The following is a 14801-nucleotide window of genomic DNA, read 5'->3' on the forward strand; positions in this document are numbered from 1 at the left end:
GCGCCCGGGTGTACAGCTGGATCGGCGGAGACCGCCCCGACGAGGTGGCGAGCGAGGCCCTGGCCCGCAAGAACGAGGGCTTCACCGCCATCAAGATGAACGCTTCCGCCCAGCTGCGGCTCATCGACACCCCCGCCGCCACGCAGGGGATCGTGGACCGCGTCGCCTCCATCCGCGAGGCCGTCGGCGACGAGTTCGACATCGCGATCGACTTCCACGGCCGCCTGACCGCGCCGATGGCCCGCCGGGTCCTGCCGCTCCTGGAGCCGTACCTGCCCTTCTTCGTGGAGGAGCCGGTCGTCCCCGAGATGAGCGACCACATCGGCGACATCGTCCGCTCCACCTCGATCCCCATCGCGACCGGCGAACGCCTCTACTCCCGCTGGGACTTCAAGAAGGTCCTCGCCCAGGGCATCGCGGTGGCGCAGCCCGACCTCTCGCACGCGGGCGGCATCTCGGAGGTCCGCAGGATCGCCGCGATGGCCGAGGCGTACGACGTGTCCCTCGCCCCGCACTGCCCGTTGGGACCGATCGCGCTGGCCTCCTGCCTCCAGGTCGGCTTCGCCGCGCCGAACCTGCTGATCCAGGAGCAGAGCCTCGGCATCCACTACAACACCGGCTCCGACCTGCTCGACTACCTCGTCGACCCCTCGGTCTTCCGGTACGAGGACGGTCACGTGGCCCTGCCGACCGGCCCGGGCCTCGGGATCGAGGTCGACGCGAAGGCGGTCGAGCGGGCCGCCGAGGTGGGGCACCGCTGGCGCAATCCGGCCTGGCGCCGGGACGACGGCTCGCTGGCCGAGTGGTAGTCGGTACGCGCCGAAGGGGCGGGCTCGCGAACGGGCCCGCCCCTTCTTCACGCCGTACGGCTCACCGGTGGGCGAGCACGCCCGCCGCGGGCAGCAGCCTGCTGTCGTAGTCGAAGAGGGCCTGGTTCTCCCAGCCGTTGCCCGAGGCGGGGTCGGCCGGGTCCCAGCCGTTGCCCGCGACGGCCGTCCAGGTCGGCTCCCAGTAGACGACGCCGAGACCGCGGCCGTTCGGCACCGCCTCGACGACGTTCATGACGTCCCGCAGCCAGGCCGACTGGCCGGCGCTGCTCGCCGGGTAGCCGGAGACCAGCTCGGAGGAGAGGTCGATGATGTTCTCGTGGGCGTCCTCGCTGTCCAGGCGGAACGGGTACGCGGTCTCCGCGACCATCACCTTCTTGCCGTAGCGGGCCGAGATGTCGTCCAGGTTGGCCTGGAGCGAGGACAGGGCGCCGTGCCAGTAGCCGTAGAAGGAGAGCGCGATGACGTCGTAACCCACGCCCTGCGCGGTCGCGTTGTCGAACCACGTGCGGTAGAGCGCGTTGTCGCCGCCGTTGGCGAGGTGCAGCGCGATCTGGGTGCCCGACGAGACCGCCTTGGCGGCGGAGATCCCGGACTTGAGCAGCCCGGCGAGCTGGGACCAGTTGCTCGTGGAGCCTTCGGGCCAGAGCATGCCGGTGTTGATCTCGTTGCCGATCTGGACCATGTCGGCGGTGGTGCCCTGTGCCTTGAGGGCGTTCAGGACGTCGTACGTGTGGTCGTACACGTCCGTCTTGAGCTGGGCGTACGAGTGCCCCGGCCAGGCGGCGGGCTTGGTCTGGGCGCCGGGGTCGGCCCAGATGTCGGAGTAGTGGAAGTCGACGAGGAGCTTCATGCCCTGCGCCTTGATCCGCTTGGCGGTGGCGAGGACGCGGGCCTTGTCGTTGTAGCCGTCCGCCGGGTTCACCCACACCTTGAGGCGGCCGTAGTTGGCGCCCGAGTTCCTGAGGAGGGCGACCGGGTCGCCGGTCGCGCCGGTGCTCGACTTGTACGTCCCGCCGAGGTCCTCGCTCTTCTTCAGCGCGGAGAGGTCGACGCCCTTCACGGTGAGTCCGGTGGTGCCGGGGGTGAAGGAGAGATCGTCGACGTTGATCCAGTTGCCTGCCTTGGCGTCGGAGTTGACGCTGATCGTGCAGGCCCCGCCGACGACCTTGACCGGGGTGACGATCCGTATCCAGCCGCTCGACGTGACCGGGAGGTCGGTGCGCTGCTCGGCGGAGCCGCAGTTGCGCAGGGCGAGGTAGGCGGAGTTCTGCCCGCCGCCGGAGCGGACCCAGGCGCTGAGCGTGTAGCTGCCGTCGGTGAGACCGGAGAGGTACTGGTACGTCTCCACCTTGTACGCGGCGGAGGACCAGTGGGTGAGGCGGTGACCGCCGCTGTGGCCCCCGGCCTCGGTGAAGGAGGCGGCGTTCTGGCCGGCGGCGGAGTAGGTGGACCAGCCGGAGGGGGCGGCGGTCCCGGTGCCGTCGGTCTCGAAGCCGGCGTTGGTGAGGGTGGAGGCCGCCTCGGCGTGCCGGGCGGCGGGCAGCGGGGCCAGGAGGAGGGCGCCGAGCGCGGCGGCGAGGGCCGTGGCGCGCAGGCGGGTGCGGCTGCGTACGGGGTGCATCGTCGAGTCCCTTCGACGGTGGCGGATGTGAGGAGTGTCGTGCGGTGGGTCCTTGCGGTGGTACGGCTCACCCGGGGGCGGTGCAGCGGGTGCGGGCCGCCCCCGGGGAGATCAGGGGGGTGGGCTCAGCCGTCGAGGCGTACGACCCTGACGGCGCCGGCCGGGACGGTGAGCTTCCCGTCGGCCGGTCCGCCGCCGAGGAGCTCCGTGCCGGAGCCGTCCAGCGGCACCTCGGCGTCCTCGGCGGAGTGGTTCAGCGCGAAGACGTACCGCTGCCCGGCGTCCCCGGCGCGGTGCACGACCTCGACGTCGTGCGGGAGTCCGGTGCGCGGGGCGACTCCGGCGTCCTCGCAGGCGGCGGCGAGGATCGCGTCGAGCGAGGCCGCGTCGAGCCGGGTGGAGACGTACCAGGCGGTGCCCCGGCCGAGCCGGTGCCGGGTGACGGCGGGTCCGCCGGCGGCCGGGCCGTCCGCGTACGTCCACACGGTCTCCGCGCCGCGCGGCCGGACGAACTCCGTCCAGACGTCGCCGGTGAGCGTGGCGCCGTCCGGTCCGGTGACGGTCACCCGCTGGTCGTCCAGGAGCGGGGACCACTCGTCCACGGTGAGGCCGAGGACCTCGCGCAGGGCGCCGGGATGGGCGCCGGGGTGCACGGCGTCGTGCTCGTCGACGATCCCGGAGAAGTACGAGACGACGAGGGTGCCGCCGTTCTCGACGTACTCGCGCAGGTTCTGCCCGGCGGCCTCGGTGGTGAGGTAGAGCGCGGGGACGACGACCAGCGGGTAGGCCGAGAGGTCGGACTCGGGGTGGGCGAAGTCGACGGTGAGGTGCCGGTCGTAGAGGGCCTCGTAGAAGCTGTCGGCGCGCTCGCGGGCCTCGTGGGCCTCGTTCGGCCGCCACTCCAGGCTCTGGGCCCACCAGGAGTGCCAGTCCCAGACCATGGCGACGTCCGGGACGGTCCGGGTGCCGCGCACCTCGGCGAGGGCCTCCACGTCGGCGCCGAGGGCGACGACCTCCCGCCAGATCCGGGTGTCGGTGCCGCCGTGCGGGACCATCGCGGAGTGGAACTTCTCGGCGCCGCGCCGGGACTGGCGCCACTGGAAGAACATGGCGCCCTCGGAGCCGCGGGCGACGTGGGCGAGGGAGTTGCGGGCCATCTCGCCGGGGCGCTTGGCCGGGTTGCGGGGCTGCCAGTTCACGCCGGAGGTGGAGTGCTCCAGGAGCAGCCAGGGTGCGCCGCCGGCCACCGAGCGGGTGAGGTCGGCGGCCATGGCGAGGTTGACGTGGGTGCGGCGGCCGTCGGTGATGAGGTAGTGGTCGTTGGTGACGAGGTCGACCTCGCGGCCCCAGGCCCAGTAGTCGAGGGAGTCGCACTGGCTGAGCGCGGTCATGAAGTTGGTGGTGACGGGGATGCCGGGGGCGAGCTCGTGGAGGATGTCCCGTTCCGCCCGGAAGTTCTCCCGGATGGTGGCGTCGGCGAAGCGGCGGTAGTCGAGCTGCTGGGCCGGGTTGCCGACGGTGGGGGTGGCGCGGGGCGGGTCGATCTCCTCGTACGAGCCGTAGCGCTGGCCCCAGAAGGCGGTGCCCCAGGCCTCGTTGACGGCGTCGACCGAGCCGTAGGTCTCGTGGAGCCAGCGGCGGAAGTGAGCAGCGCAGTTGTCGCAGTAGCAGGCGCTGACGGGGACGCCGTACTCGTTGTGGACGTGCCACAGGGCGAGCGCGGGGTGGCTGGCGTAGCGGCGGGCGAGCTGCGTGGTGATGCCGGCGGCGGCCGTGCGGTAGGCGGCGGAGCTGTGGCAGATCGCCCCGCGTGAGCCGTAGGAGAAGCGGACGCCCTCGGCGGTGACGGGCAGGGCCTCGGGGTGGGCGCGGTAGAACCAGGCGGGCGGCACCACGGTGGGGGTGCCCAGGTCGACGCGGACGCCGTTCTCGTGGAGCAGGTCGAGGAGCCGGTCGAGCCAGCCGAAGTCGTGGCGTCCCGGCTCGGGTTCGAGCAGCGCCCAGGAGAAGATCCCGACGCTCACCATGGTGACGCCGGCCTCCCGCATCAGCCGGACGTCCTCCTGCCAGACGCTTTCCGGCCACTGTTCGGGGTTGTAGTCCCCGCCGAACGCGAGCCGGTGCAGGCCCTTCGGAGTGGTCTGCGGCATGAGTCTCTCCTGAAACCTCGGAAGATGGAAGCTTTGGTTCTTTGGGAACGTGCACACACTCGATCTCGATGTGGCAACGCAACATAACCGCACACGAACAACCATTGACAAGTGTCTGGAACGTTTCTCTACTGTGAACGCTCACAGATGCATGACCGGCCCTCCCGCTCGGGGGAGAGGCCCCTTTTTCGGTCAGGGAGAAGTACCCCATGCCTCACATCACGCGCCGCGGTCTCGCCGCCGCCACCGCCGTCCTGCTCGGCGCCACCGCGCTCTCCGCCTGCGGCTCCTCCGACTCCGGCGACGAGGCGGGCGCCGACTCCGGCCCCGTCTCGCTCACCTACTGGGCCTGGGCGCCCGGCATGGACAAGGTCGCCGCCCTCTGGAACGCCGAACACCCCGACATCAGGGTCACGGTGCAGAAGCAGGCCTCCGGGGACGACCTCGTCACCAAGATCATCACCGCGACCAAGGCGCACAAGGGACCCGACCTCGTCCAGGCCGAGTACCAGGCCCTCCCCACCCTCGTCAGCAACGACTCCCTGGCCGACATAGCCGCCGAGGTCCCGGAGAACGTCAAGAACGCCTTCGCCCCCGGCGTCTGGCAGCAGACCACCTTCGGCGGCGAGGCCGTCTACGCCCTGCCGCAGGACTCCGGGCCGCTGATGTTCTTCTACCGCGAGGACCTCTTCAAGCAGTACGGCCTCTCCGTCCCCACCACCTGGGACGAGTTCGCCGCCACCGCCCGCACCCTGAAGAAGAAGGCCCCCGGCAAGTCCCTGACCACCTTCTCCGCCAACGACGCCGGCCTCTTCGCCGGCCTCTCCCAGCAGGCCGGCGCCAAGTGGTGGACCTTCGAGGGCGAGAAGTGGAAGGTCGGCATCGACGACGCCGCCACCAAGAAGGTCACCGACTTCTGGGGCGGCCTGGTCGCCGAGGGCGCCGTCGACAACCAGCCGATGTACACCCCCGCCTGGAACAAGGCCATGAACACCGGCGAGCAGCTCGCCTGGGTCAGCGCCGTCTGGGCCCCCGGCACCCTCACCACCGCCGCCCCCGCCGCCAAGGGCAAGTGGGCCATGGCCCCGCTCCCGCAGTGGACCAAGGGCGGCAACGCCACCGGCAGCTGGGGCGGCTCCTCCACCGGCGTCACCTCCGACTCGAAGCACAAGGAGGCCGCCGCGAAGTTCGCCATCTGGCTGAACACCGACCCGAAGGCCCTCGCCGCCCTCGTCAAGGAGACCGGCATCTACCCCGCCGCCACCGCCGCCCAGACCAGCGGCGCCCTCGCCAAGGCCCCCGACTACTTCGCCAACCAGCCCGACTTCTACACCCGCGCCGCCGAGATCGCGAAGACCACCGCGCCGGGCGCCTGGGGCCCCAACGTGAACGTCGCCTACACCTCCTTCAAGGACGAGTTCGGCAAGGCCGCCAAGGCCAGGTCCGGCTTCGGCGCCGCCCTGACGGCCGTCCGGAACACCACCGTCGCGGACCTGGAGAAGCAGGGCTTCGGAGTCGCCAAGTGACGCAGCCCCGCCAGGGCGTGCGCCGGTCGTACGGGGCCAAGACGGCCCCGTACGCCCTCCCGTCGCCCACCACCCTCAAACGAGCGCGAAGCGCCCCCTACTTCTTCCTCCTCCCCGCCGCCCTCCTCTTCGCCCTCTTCTTCGCACTGCCCATCGGCTACGCCGTCTGGCTCAGCTTCCACAAGATCGAGATCAAGGGCCTCGGCCTCGGCAGGGGAGCCAGGCACGAGGTCTGGGCCGGCCTGGAGAACTACACCTCCGCCCTCACCGACTCCGAGTTCCTCCACAGCGCCCTGCGCGTCCTCGGCTACGGCGCCATCGTCGTCCCGGTCATGCTCGGCCTCGCCCTGCTCTTCGCGCTCCTCCTCGACACCGAGCGCGTCCGCGCCCGCTCCTTCGCCCGCCTCGCGATCTTCCTGCCGTACGCCGTCCCCGGTGTCATCGCGGCACTCCTCTGGGGCTTCCTCTACCTCCCCGACGTCAGCCCCTTCCTCCACCTCCTCGACGCCCTCGGCCTCCCGCAGCCCGACCTCATGGACGGCGGGCCGCTCTACCTGGCGATGTCGAACATCGCGATCTGGGGCGGCACCGGCTTCAACATGATCGTCATCTACACCGCGCTGCGCTCCCTGCCCGCCGAGGTGTACGAGGCGGCCAAGCTCGACGGCTGCTCCGAGCTCCGGATCGCGCTCCGCATCAAGATCCCGATGGTGGTGCCCTCCCTGGTGCTCACCTTCTTCTTCTCGATCATCGCCACCCTCCAGGTCTTCAACGAGCCCATGACGCTCAAGCCGCTCACCAACGGCATCCCCTCCACCTGGAGCCCCCTGATGAAGGTCTACAACGACGCCTTCACCGGCGGGAACATCCACGCCGCCTCGGCCACCGCCGTCGTGCTCGCCCTCGCCACCTTCGCGCTCTCCTTCGCCCTCCTGAGGGTCTCCAACCGCCGCACCGCACAAGGAGCAAGCCGATGAACGGGCTCGCCTCCCCGCCCCTCCGCGCCTCCGCCCCGGCCGCCGGCACCACCCCCGGCACCTCCCAGGGCCCGCCCCGCCCCCGCCGCACCGCCCTGCTCCCCACCGCCGCCCTCGTCCTCGGCGCGCTCTACTGCCTGCTCCCCGTCGCCTGGGTCGTGGTCGCCGCCACCAAGTCGGGTCAGGACCTCTTCTCCACCTTCACCTTCCTGCCCGGCGACGGCTTCGCCGACAACCTCACCGACCTCAACGCGTACCGCGAGGGCATCTACTGGCGCTGGATGGGCAACTCCGTCTTCTACGCGGGCCTCGGCGCCGTCCTGTCCACCGTGGTCTCCGCCTTCGCCGGCTACGCCTTCGCGGTCCACCGCTTCCGCGGCCGCGAGCCCTTCTTCAACGTCATCCTCACCGGCGTCCTCATGCCCCCGGTCATCCTCGCCATCCCGCAGTACCTGCTCATGGCCGAGGCCGACCTCACGGACACGTACGCCTCCGTGCTGCTGCCGCTGATCCTCTCCCCGTACGGCGTCTACCTCGGCCGCATCTACGCCGAGGCCGCCATCCCCATGGAGCTCGTCGAGGCGGGCCGCATGGACGGCGCCGGCGAATGGCGGATCTTCCTGCGGATCGCCGTCCCCATGATGTCCCCGGGCCTGGTGACGATCTTCCTCTTCCAGTTCGTCGCCATCTGGAACAACTTCCTCCTGCCCTTCATCATGCTCGGCGACGACGAGAAGTTCCCCATGACCGTCGGCCTGTTCACCCTCCTCAAGCAGGGCGCCAGCCAGCCCTCCCTCTACACCCTCGTCATCGCCGGAGCCTTCCTCGCCGTCGTCCCGCTCATCGCCCTGTTCCTGGTCATCCAGCGCTTCTGGAGCCTCGACCTGCTCTCCGGCGCCGTAAAGTCCTGACCACAGGGGATCGAGGGGAAACACACAGCATGAGCACAGCAGCGAGCAGGCGCCGCCCGGCGACCATCCACGACGTGGCCCGCGAGGCCGGAGTCTCGCGCGGCACCGTCTCCCGCGTCCTCAACGGCGGCCACTACGTCAGCCCGACCGCGAAGGCGGCCGTCGACGCCGCGATCCGAAGAACGGGATACGTCGTCAACCGGCACGCCCGCTCGCTGATCACCGGCAAGTCCGACTCGGTCGCCTTCCTCCTGACCGAACCGCAGGAGCGCTTCTTCGAGGACCCCAACTTCAACGTCCTCCTCAGGGCCTGCACCCAGGCCCTCGCCGCCCAGGACATCCCGCTCCTCCTGATGATCGCGGGCACCGAGGACGAACGCCGCCGCAACCTCCGCTACATCGAGGCCGGCCACGTCGACGGCGTCCTCCTCGTCTCCAGCCACTCCGGCGACCCCGTGGTGGCCCGGCTGCACGAGGCCGGAGTCCCCGTCGTCGCCTGCGGCAAGCCCCTCGGCCAGACCGCCAAGATCGGCTACGTCGCCGCCGACGACCGGGACGGCGCCCGCGACATGGTGCGCCACCTGTACGCGACCGGGCGGCGCCGGATCGCCACCGTCACCGGACCGCTCGACACCCCCGGCGGGGTGGAGCGCCTCGCCGGCTACCGCGAGACGCTCGCCGAGCACGGCCTGCCCGTCGACGAGACGCTGATCGCCACCGGCGACTACAGCCGGGCCAGCGGAGAGGACGCCGCCCGCGCCCTCCTGGAGCGCGCCCCGGACATCGACGCCGTCTTCGTCGCCTCCGACCTGATGGCGCAGGGCGTCCTCGACGCGCTCGCCCGCGCGGGCAGGCGGGTCCCCGAGGACATCGCCGTGGGCGGCTTCGACGACTCCCCGGCGGCCCTCTCCTCCCGCCCCTCCCTCACCACCATCCGCCAGCCCTGGGACCGCATCAGCACCGAGATGGTCCGGACGCTCCTGGCGCGGATAGCGGGCGAGGACCCGGCGACGGTCATCCTGCCGACGGAGCTCGTCCGCCGCGAGTCGGCGTAGGGCCTGTCCTGTCGGCACGGCCGGGCCCCTTCGTGGGCCCGGCCGTTCGTCCTATCGGCCCGTCACCAGGATCACTTCCAGAGTGCGCGGCCCGTGCACGCCCTCCACCCGGTCCAGCTCGATGTCGCTCGTCGCGGACGGCCCCGAGATCCAGGTCAGCGGACGCCCCGGATCGAGCAGGGGGAGCGCGAGCGGCACCGAGGCCACCACCTGCTCCGGCGCCCGCACCACGCAGAGGTGCAGATCGGGGACGAGGGTGAGGGCCCGGCGGCCCTGCCCCGGCCCGCCGTCGAGGACGATCGTGCCGGTCTCGGCGATCGCCACCGCGCACCCCGTCACCACGGCGTCCGCGCCGTCCAGTTCGTACGGGGTCAGCCGGGGCTCGTCGAACCGCCGCACGGCCTCGGCCGTGGCGAGCCACTCCTCGGGCAGCCCGGGCGGCACGACGACGCTGCGGGCGCCGCGTTCCGCGAGGAGCCGCGCGACGAGCCCGGCCACGCCGTCGGGGGCGGTGCGGTGGACACGGGCCCGGTAGTCGGCGAGGTTCTCGTGGAGCAGGTCGAGAAGACCGTCCGAGTCGTCCGGGGCGTGGCTGGTCCGGTAGTCACGGGCGACGGCGGGAGCCTCGGGGGCGTCCGCGACGGCGGCGCGGATCCGGGCGAGGACGCGGGCGCGGGAGTCGTCGGTCATGTGCGGGTCCTCCTCACGGGGGTCCGGGGGCCGGGCGCGGCCGGGTGCGGTTCCGGGTGCGGGGAACCGGTCGTGTGGGGCCGCGCGGGCGGGAGATCGGTCATGCGCGGTTCTTCCTCCACCAGTCGCGGAACGGTTCGGCGGGCAGTTCGGGCAGGTCGCGACTCTCCGTCCACTGACGGGCGCCCGGGCCCGGCAGCCGTTTCGGGAGCGCCTTCCGGGTCGCGGACGCGAGCCGTTCGCCCGCGGCGAGCACGCCGGGGTGGTCCAGGACCCAGGTGGACGCCTTGATCGCGGCCCGCTCCAGACGGTGTCCCTTGCCGCCCTCCTCGGCCACCCGCTCGCGCAGGTGCACCAGGACCTCGGGGATGTCGATGGCGACCGGGCACACCTCGTAGCAGGCGCCGCACAGCGAGGAGGCGTACGGCAGCGAGGCGTCGACCTCGCTCGCGGTGCCCCGCAGCTGCGGGGTGAGGATCGCGCCGATCGGACCGGGGTAGACCGAGCCGTACGCGTGACCGCCGGCCCGCTCGTACACCGGGCAGACGTTGAGACAGGCCGAGCAGCGGATGCAGCGCAGCGCCTGCCGCCCCACCTCGTCGGCGAGGGCGTCGGTGCGTCCGTTGTCGAGGAGGACCAGGTGGAAGGCGCTCGGCCCGTCGCCGTCGGTGGTGCCGGTCCACGTGCTCGTGTACGGGTTCATCCGTTCGGCCGTCGAGGAGCGCGGGAGCGTCTGGAGGAAGACCTCCAGGTCCCGCCAGGTCGGCACCACCTTCTCGATGCCGACGACCGAGATGAGGGTCTCGGGCAGGGTCAGGCACATGCGGCCGTTGCCCTCGGACTCGACGACGACGAGGGTGCCGGTCTCGGCGACCATGAAGTTCGCCCCGGAGATCCCGACCTTGGCCCGCAGGAACTTCTCCCGCAGGTGCAGCCGGGCCGCCTCCGCCAGCTCGGCCGGGGTGTCGCTCAGCCCCTCCGGCGCCGGGCGGCCCCAACTCCCCATCCTCTCGCGGAAGACGTCGCGGATCTCGCCGCGGTTGCGGTGGATCGCCGGGACCAGGATGTGCGAGGGGCGGTCCTCGCCGAGCTGCACGATCAGCTCCGCGAGATCCGTCTCGTACGCGGCGATGCCCTCGGCCGCCAGGTGCTCGTTGAGCCCGATCTCCTGGGTGGCCATGGACTTGACCTTGACGGCCTCGGTCTCTCCGGTGGCCCGTACGAGCTCGGTGACGATCCGGTTGGCCTCCGCCGCGTCCGCCGCCCAGTGCACCGTGCCGCCCGCAGCCGTCACCGACTCCTCCAACCGGAGGAGGTACGTGTCGAGATGGCGGAGCGTCTCGTCCTTGATCCGCTTTCCGGCCTCGCGGAGCGCGGCCCAGTCGTCCAGCTCGGCCACCGCCCGCGCCCGCTTGTCCCGGATGGTGTGGGTCGCGTGTCGCAGGTTGGCGCGCAGGGTCGTGTTCCCGACGGCCGCCCGCGCGGCCTCGGGGAAGGCCGGCATCCCCAGGAATGTTCCGCTCACCGCCAGGGCTCCTCTTCCGTGCTCGCCAGGATCTCCGCCAGGTGCAGCACCCGCAGCGGCGCCTCCTGGCGCCTCAGCATGCCGCCCACGTGCAGCAGACAGGAGTTGTCCGCGCCGCACAGGACCTCCGCGCCCGTGGACAGCGCGTTCGCGATCTTGTCGGCGCCCATCGCCGCCGAGACGTCCGGGTTCTTCACCGCGAACGTGCCGCCGAAGCCGCAGCACTCCTCCGCGCCCGGCAGCTCCACGAGCTCCAGGCCCTTCACCGCCTCCAGGAGCCGCCGCGGCCGCTCCCCGAGCCCGAGGAGCCGCAGGCCGTGACAGGACGGGTGGTACGTCACCCGGTGCGGGAAGTACGCGCCCACGTCCGTCACGCCGAGCACGTCCACCAGGAACTCCGTCAGCTCGTGCACGCGCGGCGCCAGGGCCCCCGCCTCCGTACCGAACGACGGGTAGTGGTGGCGGACCATCGCCGCGCACGAACCGGACGGGGTCACCACGTGGTCGTAGCCCTCGAAGGCCCGCACCGTGCGCCGTACGAGCGGCTCGGTCTCCGCGCGGTAGCCCGTGTTGAACTGCGGCTGCCCGCAGCAGGACTGGGCCGCCGGGAAGTCGACCGTCACCCCGAGCCGTTCGAGGAGCCGGACCGTGGCCACGCCCGTCGCCGGGAAGACGGCGTCGTTGACGCAGGTGACGAAGAGGGCGACGCGCATCACTGGTTCCTCGGGGACGGTTCGAGTCGGGCGGCGGCCCTGTCCCAGGCGGCGCCGTCGCCCTGCGGTACGTAGTGTCGCAGGGGTCGCGTCCGCGCGACGAGCCGACGCATCGAGCCGAGGCCGCCGACGAGACCGGCGGCGCGCGCCTGGACGAGGACGTTGCCCAGGGCGGTCGCCTCCACGGGGCCCGCGACCACGGGCAGCCCGGTGGCGTCCGCCGTCCACTGGCAGAGCAGCGCGTTACGGGCTCCGCCGCCCACCAGATGCACCCGCGCGACCTCCCGGCCGGCCAGCTCGGCGGCCCGCCGCAGGGTGCGCCGGTGGGCCAGGGCCAGACTCTCCAGGACACAGCGGACCACCGCCCCGGGACCGTCCGGCGCGGGCTGCCCGGTGCGCCGGCAGTGGGCCCGGATCCGCTCCGGCATGTCGCCCGGGGCGAGGAACTCCGGCGCGTCCGGGTCGACGACCGCCGCGAACGGCTCCGCGCGCGCCGCGTCCGCGAGCAGCCCGTCGAGACCGGCGGACAGCCCCTGGCGCTCCCAGGTGCGGCGGCACTCCTCCAGGAGCCACAGGCCCATGGTGTTCCGCAGGAAGCGGACCGTGCCGTCGACCCCGCGCTCGTTGGTGAAGTTCGCCGCCCGGGACTCCTCGGTCAGGACCGGGGCGTCCAGCTCCAGGCCCGCGAGCGACCAGGTGCCGCAGGAGACGTACGCGAAGTCCGGGTCCGTCGCGGGGACGGCGGCCACGGCCGACGCGGTGTCGTGCGAGGCGACGACCGTCACCGGTGTCCGGGCGTCGAGCCCGGTGAACCCGGCGACGTGGGGGAGGAGTTCGCCCGCCGGGTCGCCGGGGGCCCGCAGCGGGGGGAGCAGTCCGGGGTCGATCGCGAGGCGGCCGAGCAGCTCCCCGGACCACGCGCCGGCGCGGGCGTCGAAGAGGCCCGTCGTGGAGGCGTTCGTCTCCTCGGCGCCGACCGTCCCGGTCAGCCAGTGCACCATCAGGTCCGGCATGAGCAACAGTGTCCGGGCCATGGACAGTTGGACCGATCCGGCGGCCGACGCGAGCTGGTAGACGGTGTTGAAGGGGAGGTGCTGGAGGCCGGTGATCCGGTACAGCTCGGCCGGGCCGACCTTCCCCCGCACCGCCTCCGCCGCCCCCTCCGTACGCCGGTCGCGGTAGTGGTACGGCGCGCCGAGCAGCGCGCCGTCGGCGTCGAGGAGCCCGTAGTCCACCGCCCAGGTGTCCACGCCCACCGAGTCGACGCCGCCGGCGCGGGCGGCGGCGCGCAGGCCGTCCAGGACGCCCTGGAAGAGGGCGAGGGCGTTCCAGCGCAGCCCGTCGGGCAGCAGCACCGGGGTGTTGGGGAAGCGGTGGAGCTCGGTGAGGTCGAGCAGGTCGCGGCCGACCCGCCCGAGCATCACCCGCCCGCTGGTGGCGCCGAGGTCGGCCGCGGCGAAGACGCCCACGTCGCCGCTCATCGCAGGAAGGCGGCGGCGACACCCGCGTCCACCGGCACCTGCAGACCGGTCGTGTGGCTGAGGTCGCCTCCGGTCAGTACGAACACCGCGTTGGCCACGTGCTCGGGCAGCACCTCCCGCTTGAGCAGCGTGCGCCCCGCGTAGTACGCGCCCAGCTGGTCCTCCTCGATGCCGTAGGTGGCCGCCCGCTGGGCGCCCCAGCCCCCGGAGAAGATGCCCGAGCCGCGCACCACCCCGTCGGGGTTGACGCCGTTCACCCGGATGCCGTGCTCGCCCAACTCCGCGGCGAGGAGGCGCACCTGGTGTGCCTGGTCGGCCTTGGCGGCGGAGTAGGCGATGTTGTTCGGGCCCGCGAAGACCGCGTTCTTGGAGGCGATGTAGACGATGTCGCCGCCGAGCCCCTGCGCGGTCATGATCCGCGCGGCCTCCCGGGAGACCAGGAACGAACCCCGCGCCATGATCGCGTGCTGGACGTCCCAGTCCTGCGCCGTGGTCTCCAGGAGCGGCTTCGAGATCGAGACGCCCGCGTTGTTCACGACCAGGTCCACCCCGCCGAAGGCGAGCACCGCCGCCCGGAACGCGGCACCGACCTCCTCCTCCGACGTGACGTCCACGGCGACGGCCACCGCCCTGTCGGGGCCGCCGAGTTCCTCCGCCACCTGCGCCGCGCCCGCCGCGTTCCGGTCGGCGACCACCACGCAGGCCCCCTCGGCGGCGAGCCGGTGCGCGATCGCCCGACCGATGCCGCTGCCCGCCCCCGTCACGAGCGCCACCCGGGTCGCGAGCGGCCGCGGCTTCGGCATCCGCCGCAGCTTGGCCTCCTCCAACTCCCAGTACTCGATGCGGAACTTCTCGGACTCCTCGATCGGCGCGTACGAGGAGACCGCCTCCGCGCCCCGCATCACCTGGATCGCGTTCCCGTAGAACTCGCCCGCCACGCGCGCGGTCTGCTTGTCGCGCCCGAAGGAGAACATGCCCACGCCCGGCACGAGCACGATCGCCGGATCGGCGCCGCGCATCGCGGGGGAGTCCTCGGTGGCGTGCCGGGCGTAGTAGGCGGCGTACTCCTCGCGGTACGCGGTGTGCAGCTCCCGCAGCCGGTCGACCGCCCGGTCGAGGGGCGCGTCGGCGGGCAGGTCCAGGACCAGCGGCCGGACCTTGGTCCGCAGGAAGTGGTCGGGACAGGAGGTCCCGAGGGCGGTGAGCCGGGGGTGTGCGGCGCGGGAGAGGAAGTCGAGCACCGGCTCGGAGTCGGTGAAGTGCCCGACCTGCGGACGGTCCCGGGAGGCGAGGGCGCGGACGTACGGGGCGAGCGCCGCGGC

Annotated in this window: 12 protein-coding genes; 5 read left to right on the forward strand and 7 right to left on the reverse strand. The window is 72.4% G+C overall.

Annotated elements, in window-relative coordinates:
• A partial coding sequence (gene dgoD, locus ABZ318_RS35325) for a galactonate dehydratase (protein WP_356906521.1) occupies nucleotides 1-809 on the forward strand: 809 nt, incomplete at its 5' end.
• 61 nt (nucleotides 810-870) lie between these two features.
• On the opposite strand, the gene ABZ318_RS35330 is transcribed toward dgoD, so the two are convergent.
• Together ABZ318_RS35330 and ABZ318_RS35335 are read right to left on the reverse strand one after the other, a co-directional pair.
• Nucleotides 871-2451, reverse strand: a complete 1581-nt coding sequence (locus tag ABZ318_RS35330; RefSeq protein WP_356906522.1) for an arabinogalactan endo-1,4-beta-galactosidase — start codon at nucleotides 2449-2451, stop codon at nucleotides 871-873.
• Between the two features lie 125 nt (nucleotides 2452-2576).
• Entirely contained in the window at nucleotides 2577-4601 is a 2025-nt protein-coding gene (locus ABZ318_RS35335; RefSeq protein WP_356906523.1) for a beta-galactosidase, read from the reverse strand.
• A 209-nt stretch (nucleotides 4602-4810) separates the two neighbouring features.
• Between ABZ318_RS35335 and ABZ318_RS35340 the strand changes: the two genes are divergently transcribed.
• The 4 genes from ABZ318_RS35340 to ABZ318_RS35355 are packed head-to-tail and all read left to right on the forward strand — an operon-like array spanning nucleotide 4811 to nucleotide 9070.
• On the forward strand, nucleotides 4811-6127 hold the full coding sequence (locus ABZ318_RS35340; protein WP_356906524.1) for an extracellular solute-binding protein: 1317 nt from the start codon (nucleotides 4811-4813) through the stop codon (nucleotides 6125-6127).
• On the forward strand, nucleotides 6124-7104 hold the full coding sequence (locus ABZ318_RS35345) for a sugar ABC transporter permease (protein ID WP_356906525.1): 981 nt from the start codon (nucleotides 6124-6126) through the stop codon (nucleotides 7102-7104). Before ABZ318_RS35340 ends, ABZ318_RS35345 begins: the two co-directional genes overlap by 4 nt.
• Nucleotides 7101-8015: a carbohydrate ABC transporter permease gene (locus ABZ318_RS35350; RefSeq protein WP_356906526.1), complete on the forward strand. Its 915-nt coding sequence runs from the start codon at nucleotides 7101-7103 to the stop codon at nucleotides 8013-8015. Before ABZ318_RS35345 ends, ABZ318_RS35350 begins: the two co-directional genes overlap by 4 nt.
• 29 nt (nucleotides 8016-8044) lie before the next feature.
• Nucleotides 8045-9070: a LacI family DNA-binding transcriptional regulator gene (locus ABZ318_RS35355; RefSeq protein ID WP_356906527.1), complete on the forward strand. Its 1026-nt coding sequence runs from the start codon at nucleotides 8045-8047 to the stop codon at nucleotides 9068-9070.
• Nucleotides 9071-9121: 51 nt separating this feature from the next.
• On the opposite strand, the gene ABZ318_RS35360 is transcribed toward ABZ318_RS35355, so the two are convergent.
• The 5 genes from ABZ318_RS35360 to rhaD form a co-directional block, all read right to left on the reverse strand.
• Nucleotides 9122-9760, reverse strand: coding sequence for an LUD domain-containing protein (locus ABZ318_RS35360; RefSeq protein WP_356906528.1), 639 nt, complete (start codon nucleotides 9758-9760; stop codon nucleotides 9122-9124).
• Nucleotides 9761-9860: 100 nt separating this feature from the next.
• Nucleotides 9861-11285: a LutB/LldF family L-lactate oxidation iron-sulfur protein gene (locus ABZ318_RS35365; RefSeq protein ID WP_356906529.1), complete on the reverse strand. Its 1425-nt coding sequence runs from the start codon at nucleotides 11283-11285 to the stop codon at nucleotides 9861-9863.
• On the reverse strand, nucleotides 11282-11998 hold the full coding sequence (locus tag ABZ318_RS35370) for a (Fe-S)-binding protein (protein WP_356906530.1): 717 nt from the start codon (nucleotides 11996-11998) through the stop codon (nucleotides 11282-11284). The genes ABZ318_RS35365 and ABZ318_RS35370 overlap by 4 nt, the downstream gene beginning before the upstream one ends.
• A complete protein-coding gene (locus tag ABZ318_RS35375; RefSeq protein ID WP_356906531.1) occupies nucleotides 11998-13479 on the reverse strand; it encodes a rhamnulokinase family protein in 1482 nt (493 codons plus the stop codon). The genes ABZ318_RS35370 and ABZ318_RS35375 overlap by 1 nt, the downstream gene beginning before the upstream one ends.
• Nucleotides 13476-14801 (reverse strand): bifunctional rhamnulose-1-phosphate aldolase/short-chain dehydrogenase (rhaD, locus tag ABZ318_RS35380; protein ID WP_356906532.1); only part of this gene is annotated, 1326 nt, incomplete at its 5' end. The genes rhaD and ABZ318_RS35375, both read right to left, overlap by 4 nt.

It is taken from the genome of Streptomyces sp. NPDC006197 (assembly GCF_040613865.1).
Lineage (GTDB): Bacteria > Actinomycetota > Actinomycetes > Streptomycetales > Streptomycetaceae > Streptomyces.

What these genes read in the sequence shown, in the direction of transcription:
- ABZ318_RS35340 (WP_356906524.1), top strand. Translation starts at nt 4,811, where the DNA reads ATGCCTCACATCACGCGCCGCGGTCTCGCCGCCGCCACCGCCGTCCTG.
- ABZ318_RS35335 (WP_356906523.1), bottom strand. Translation starts at nt 4,601, where the DNA reads ATGCCGCAGACCACTCCGAAGGGCCTGCACCGGCTCGCGTTCGGCGGG.
- ABZ318_RS35375 (WP_356906531.1), bottom strand. Translation starts at nt 13,479, where the DNA reads ATGAGCGGCGACGTGGGCGTCTTCGCCGCGGCCGACCTCGGCGCCACC.
- ABZ318_RS35370 (WP_356906530.1), bottom strand. Translation starts at nt 11,998, where the DNA reads ATGCGCGTCGCCCTCTTCGTCACCTGCGTCAACGACGCCGTCTTCCCG.
- ABZ318_RS35360 (WP_356906528.1), bottom strand. Translation starts at nt 9,760, where the DNA reads ATGACCGACGACTCCCGCGCCCGCGTCCTCGCCCGGATCCGCGCCGCC.
- ABZ318_RS35355 (WP_356906527.1), top strand. Translation starts at nt 8,045, where the DNA reads ATGAGCACAGCAGCGAGCAGGCGCCGCCCGGCGACCATCCACGACGTG.
- ABZ318_RS35330 (WP_356906522.1), bottom strand. Translation starts at nt 2,451, where the DNA reads ATGCACCCCGTACGCAGCCGCACCCGCCTGCGCGCCACGGCCCTCGCC.
- ABZ318_RS35350 (WP_356906526.1), top strand. Translation starts at nt 7,101, where the DNA reads ATGAACGGGCTCGCCTCCCCGCCCCTCCGCGCCTCCGCCCCGGCCGCC.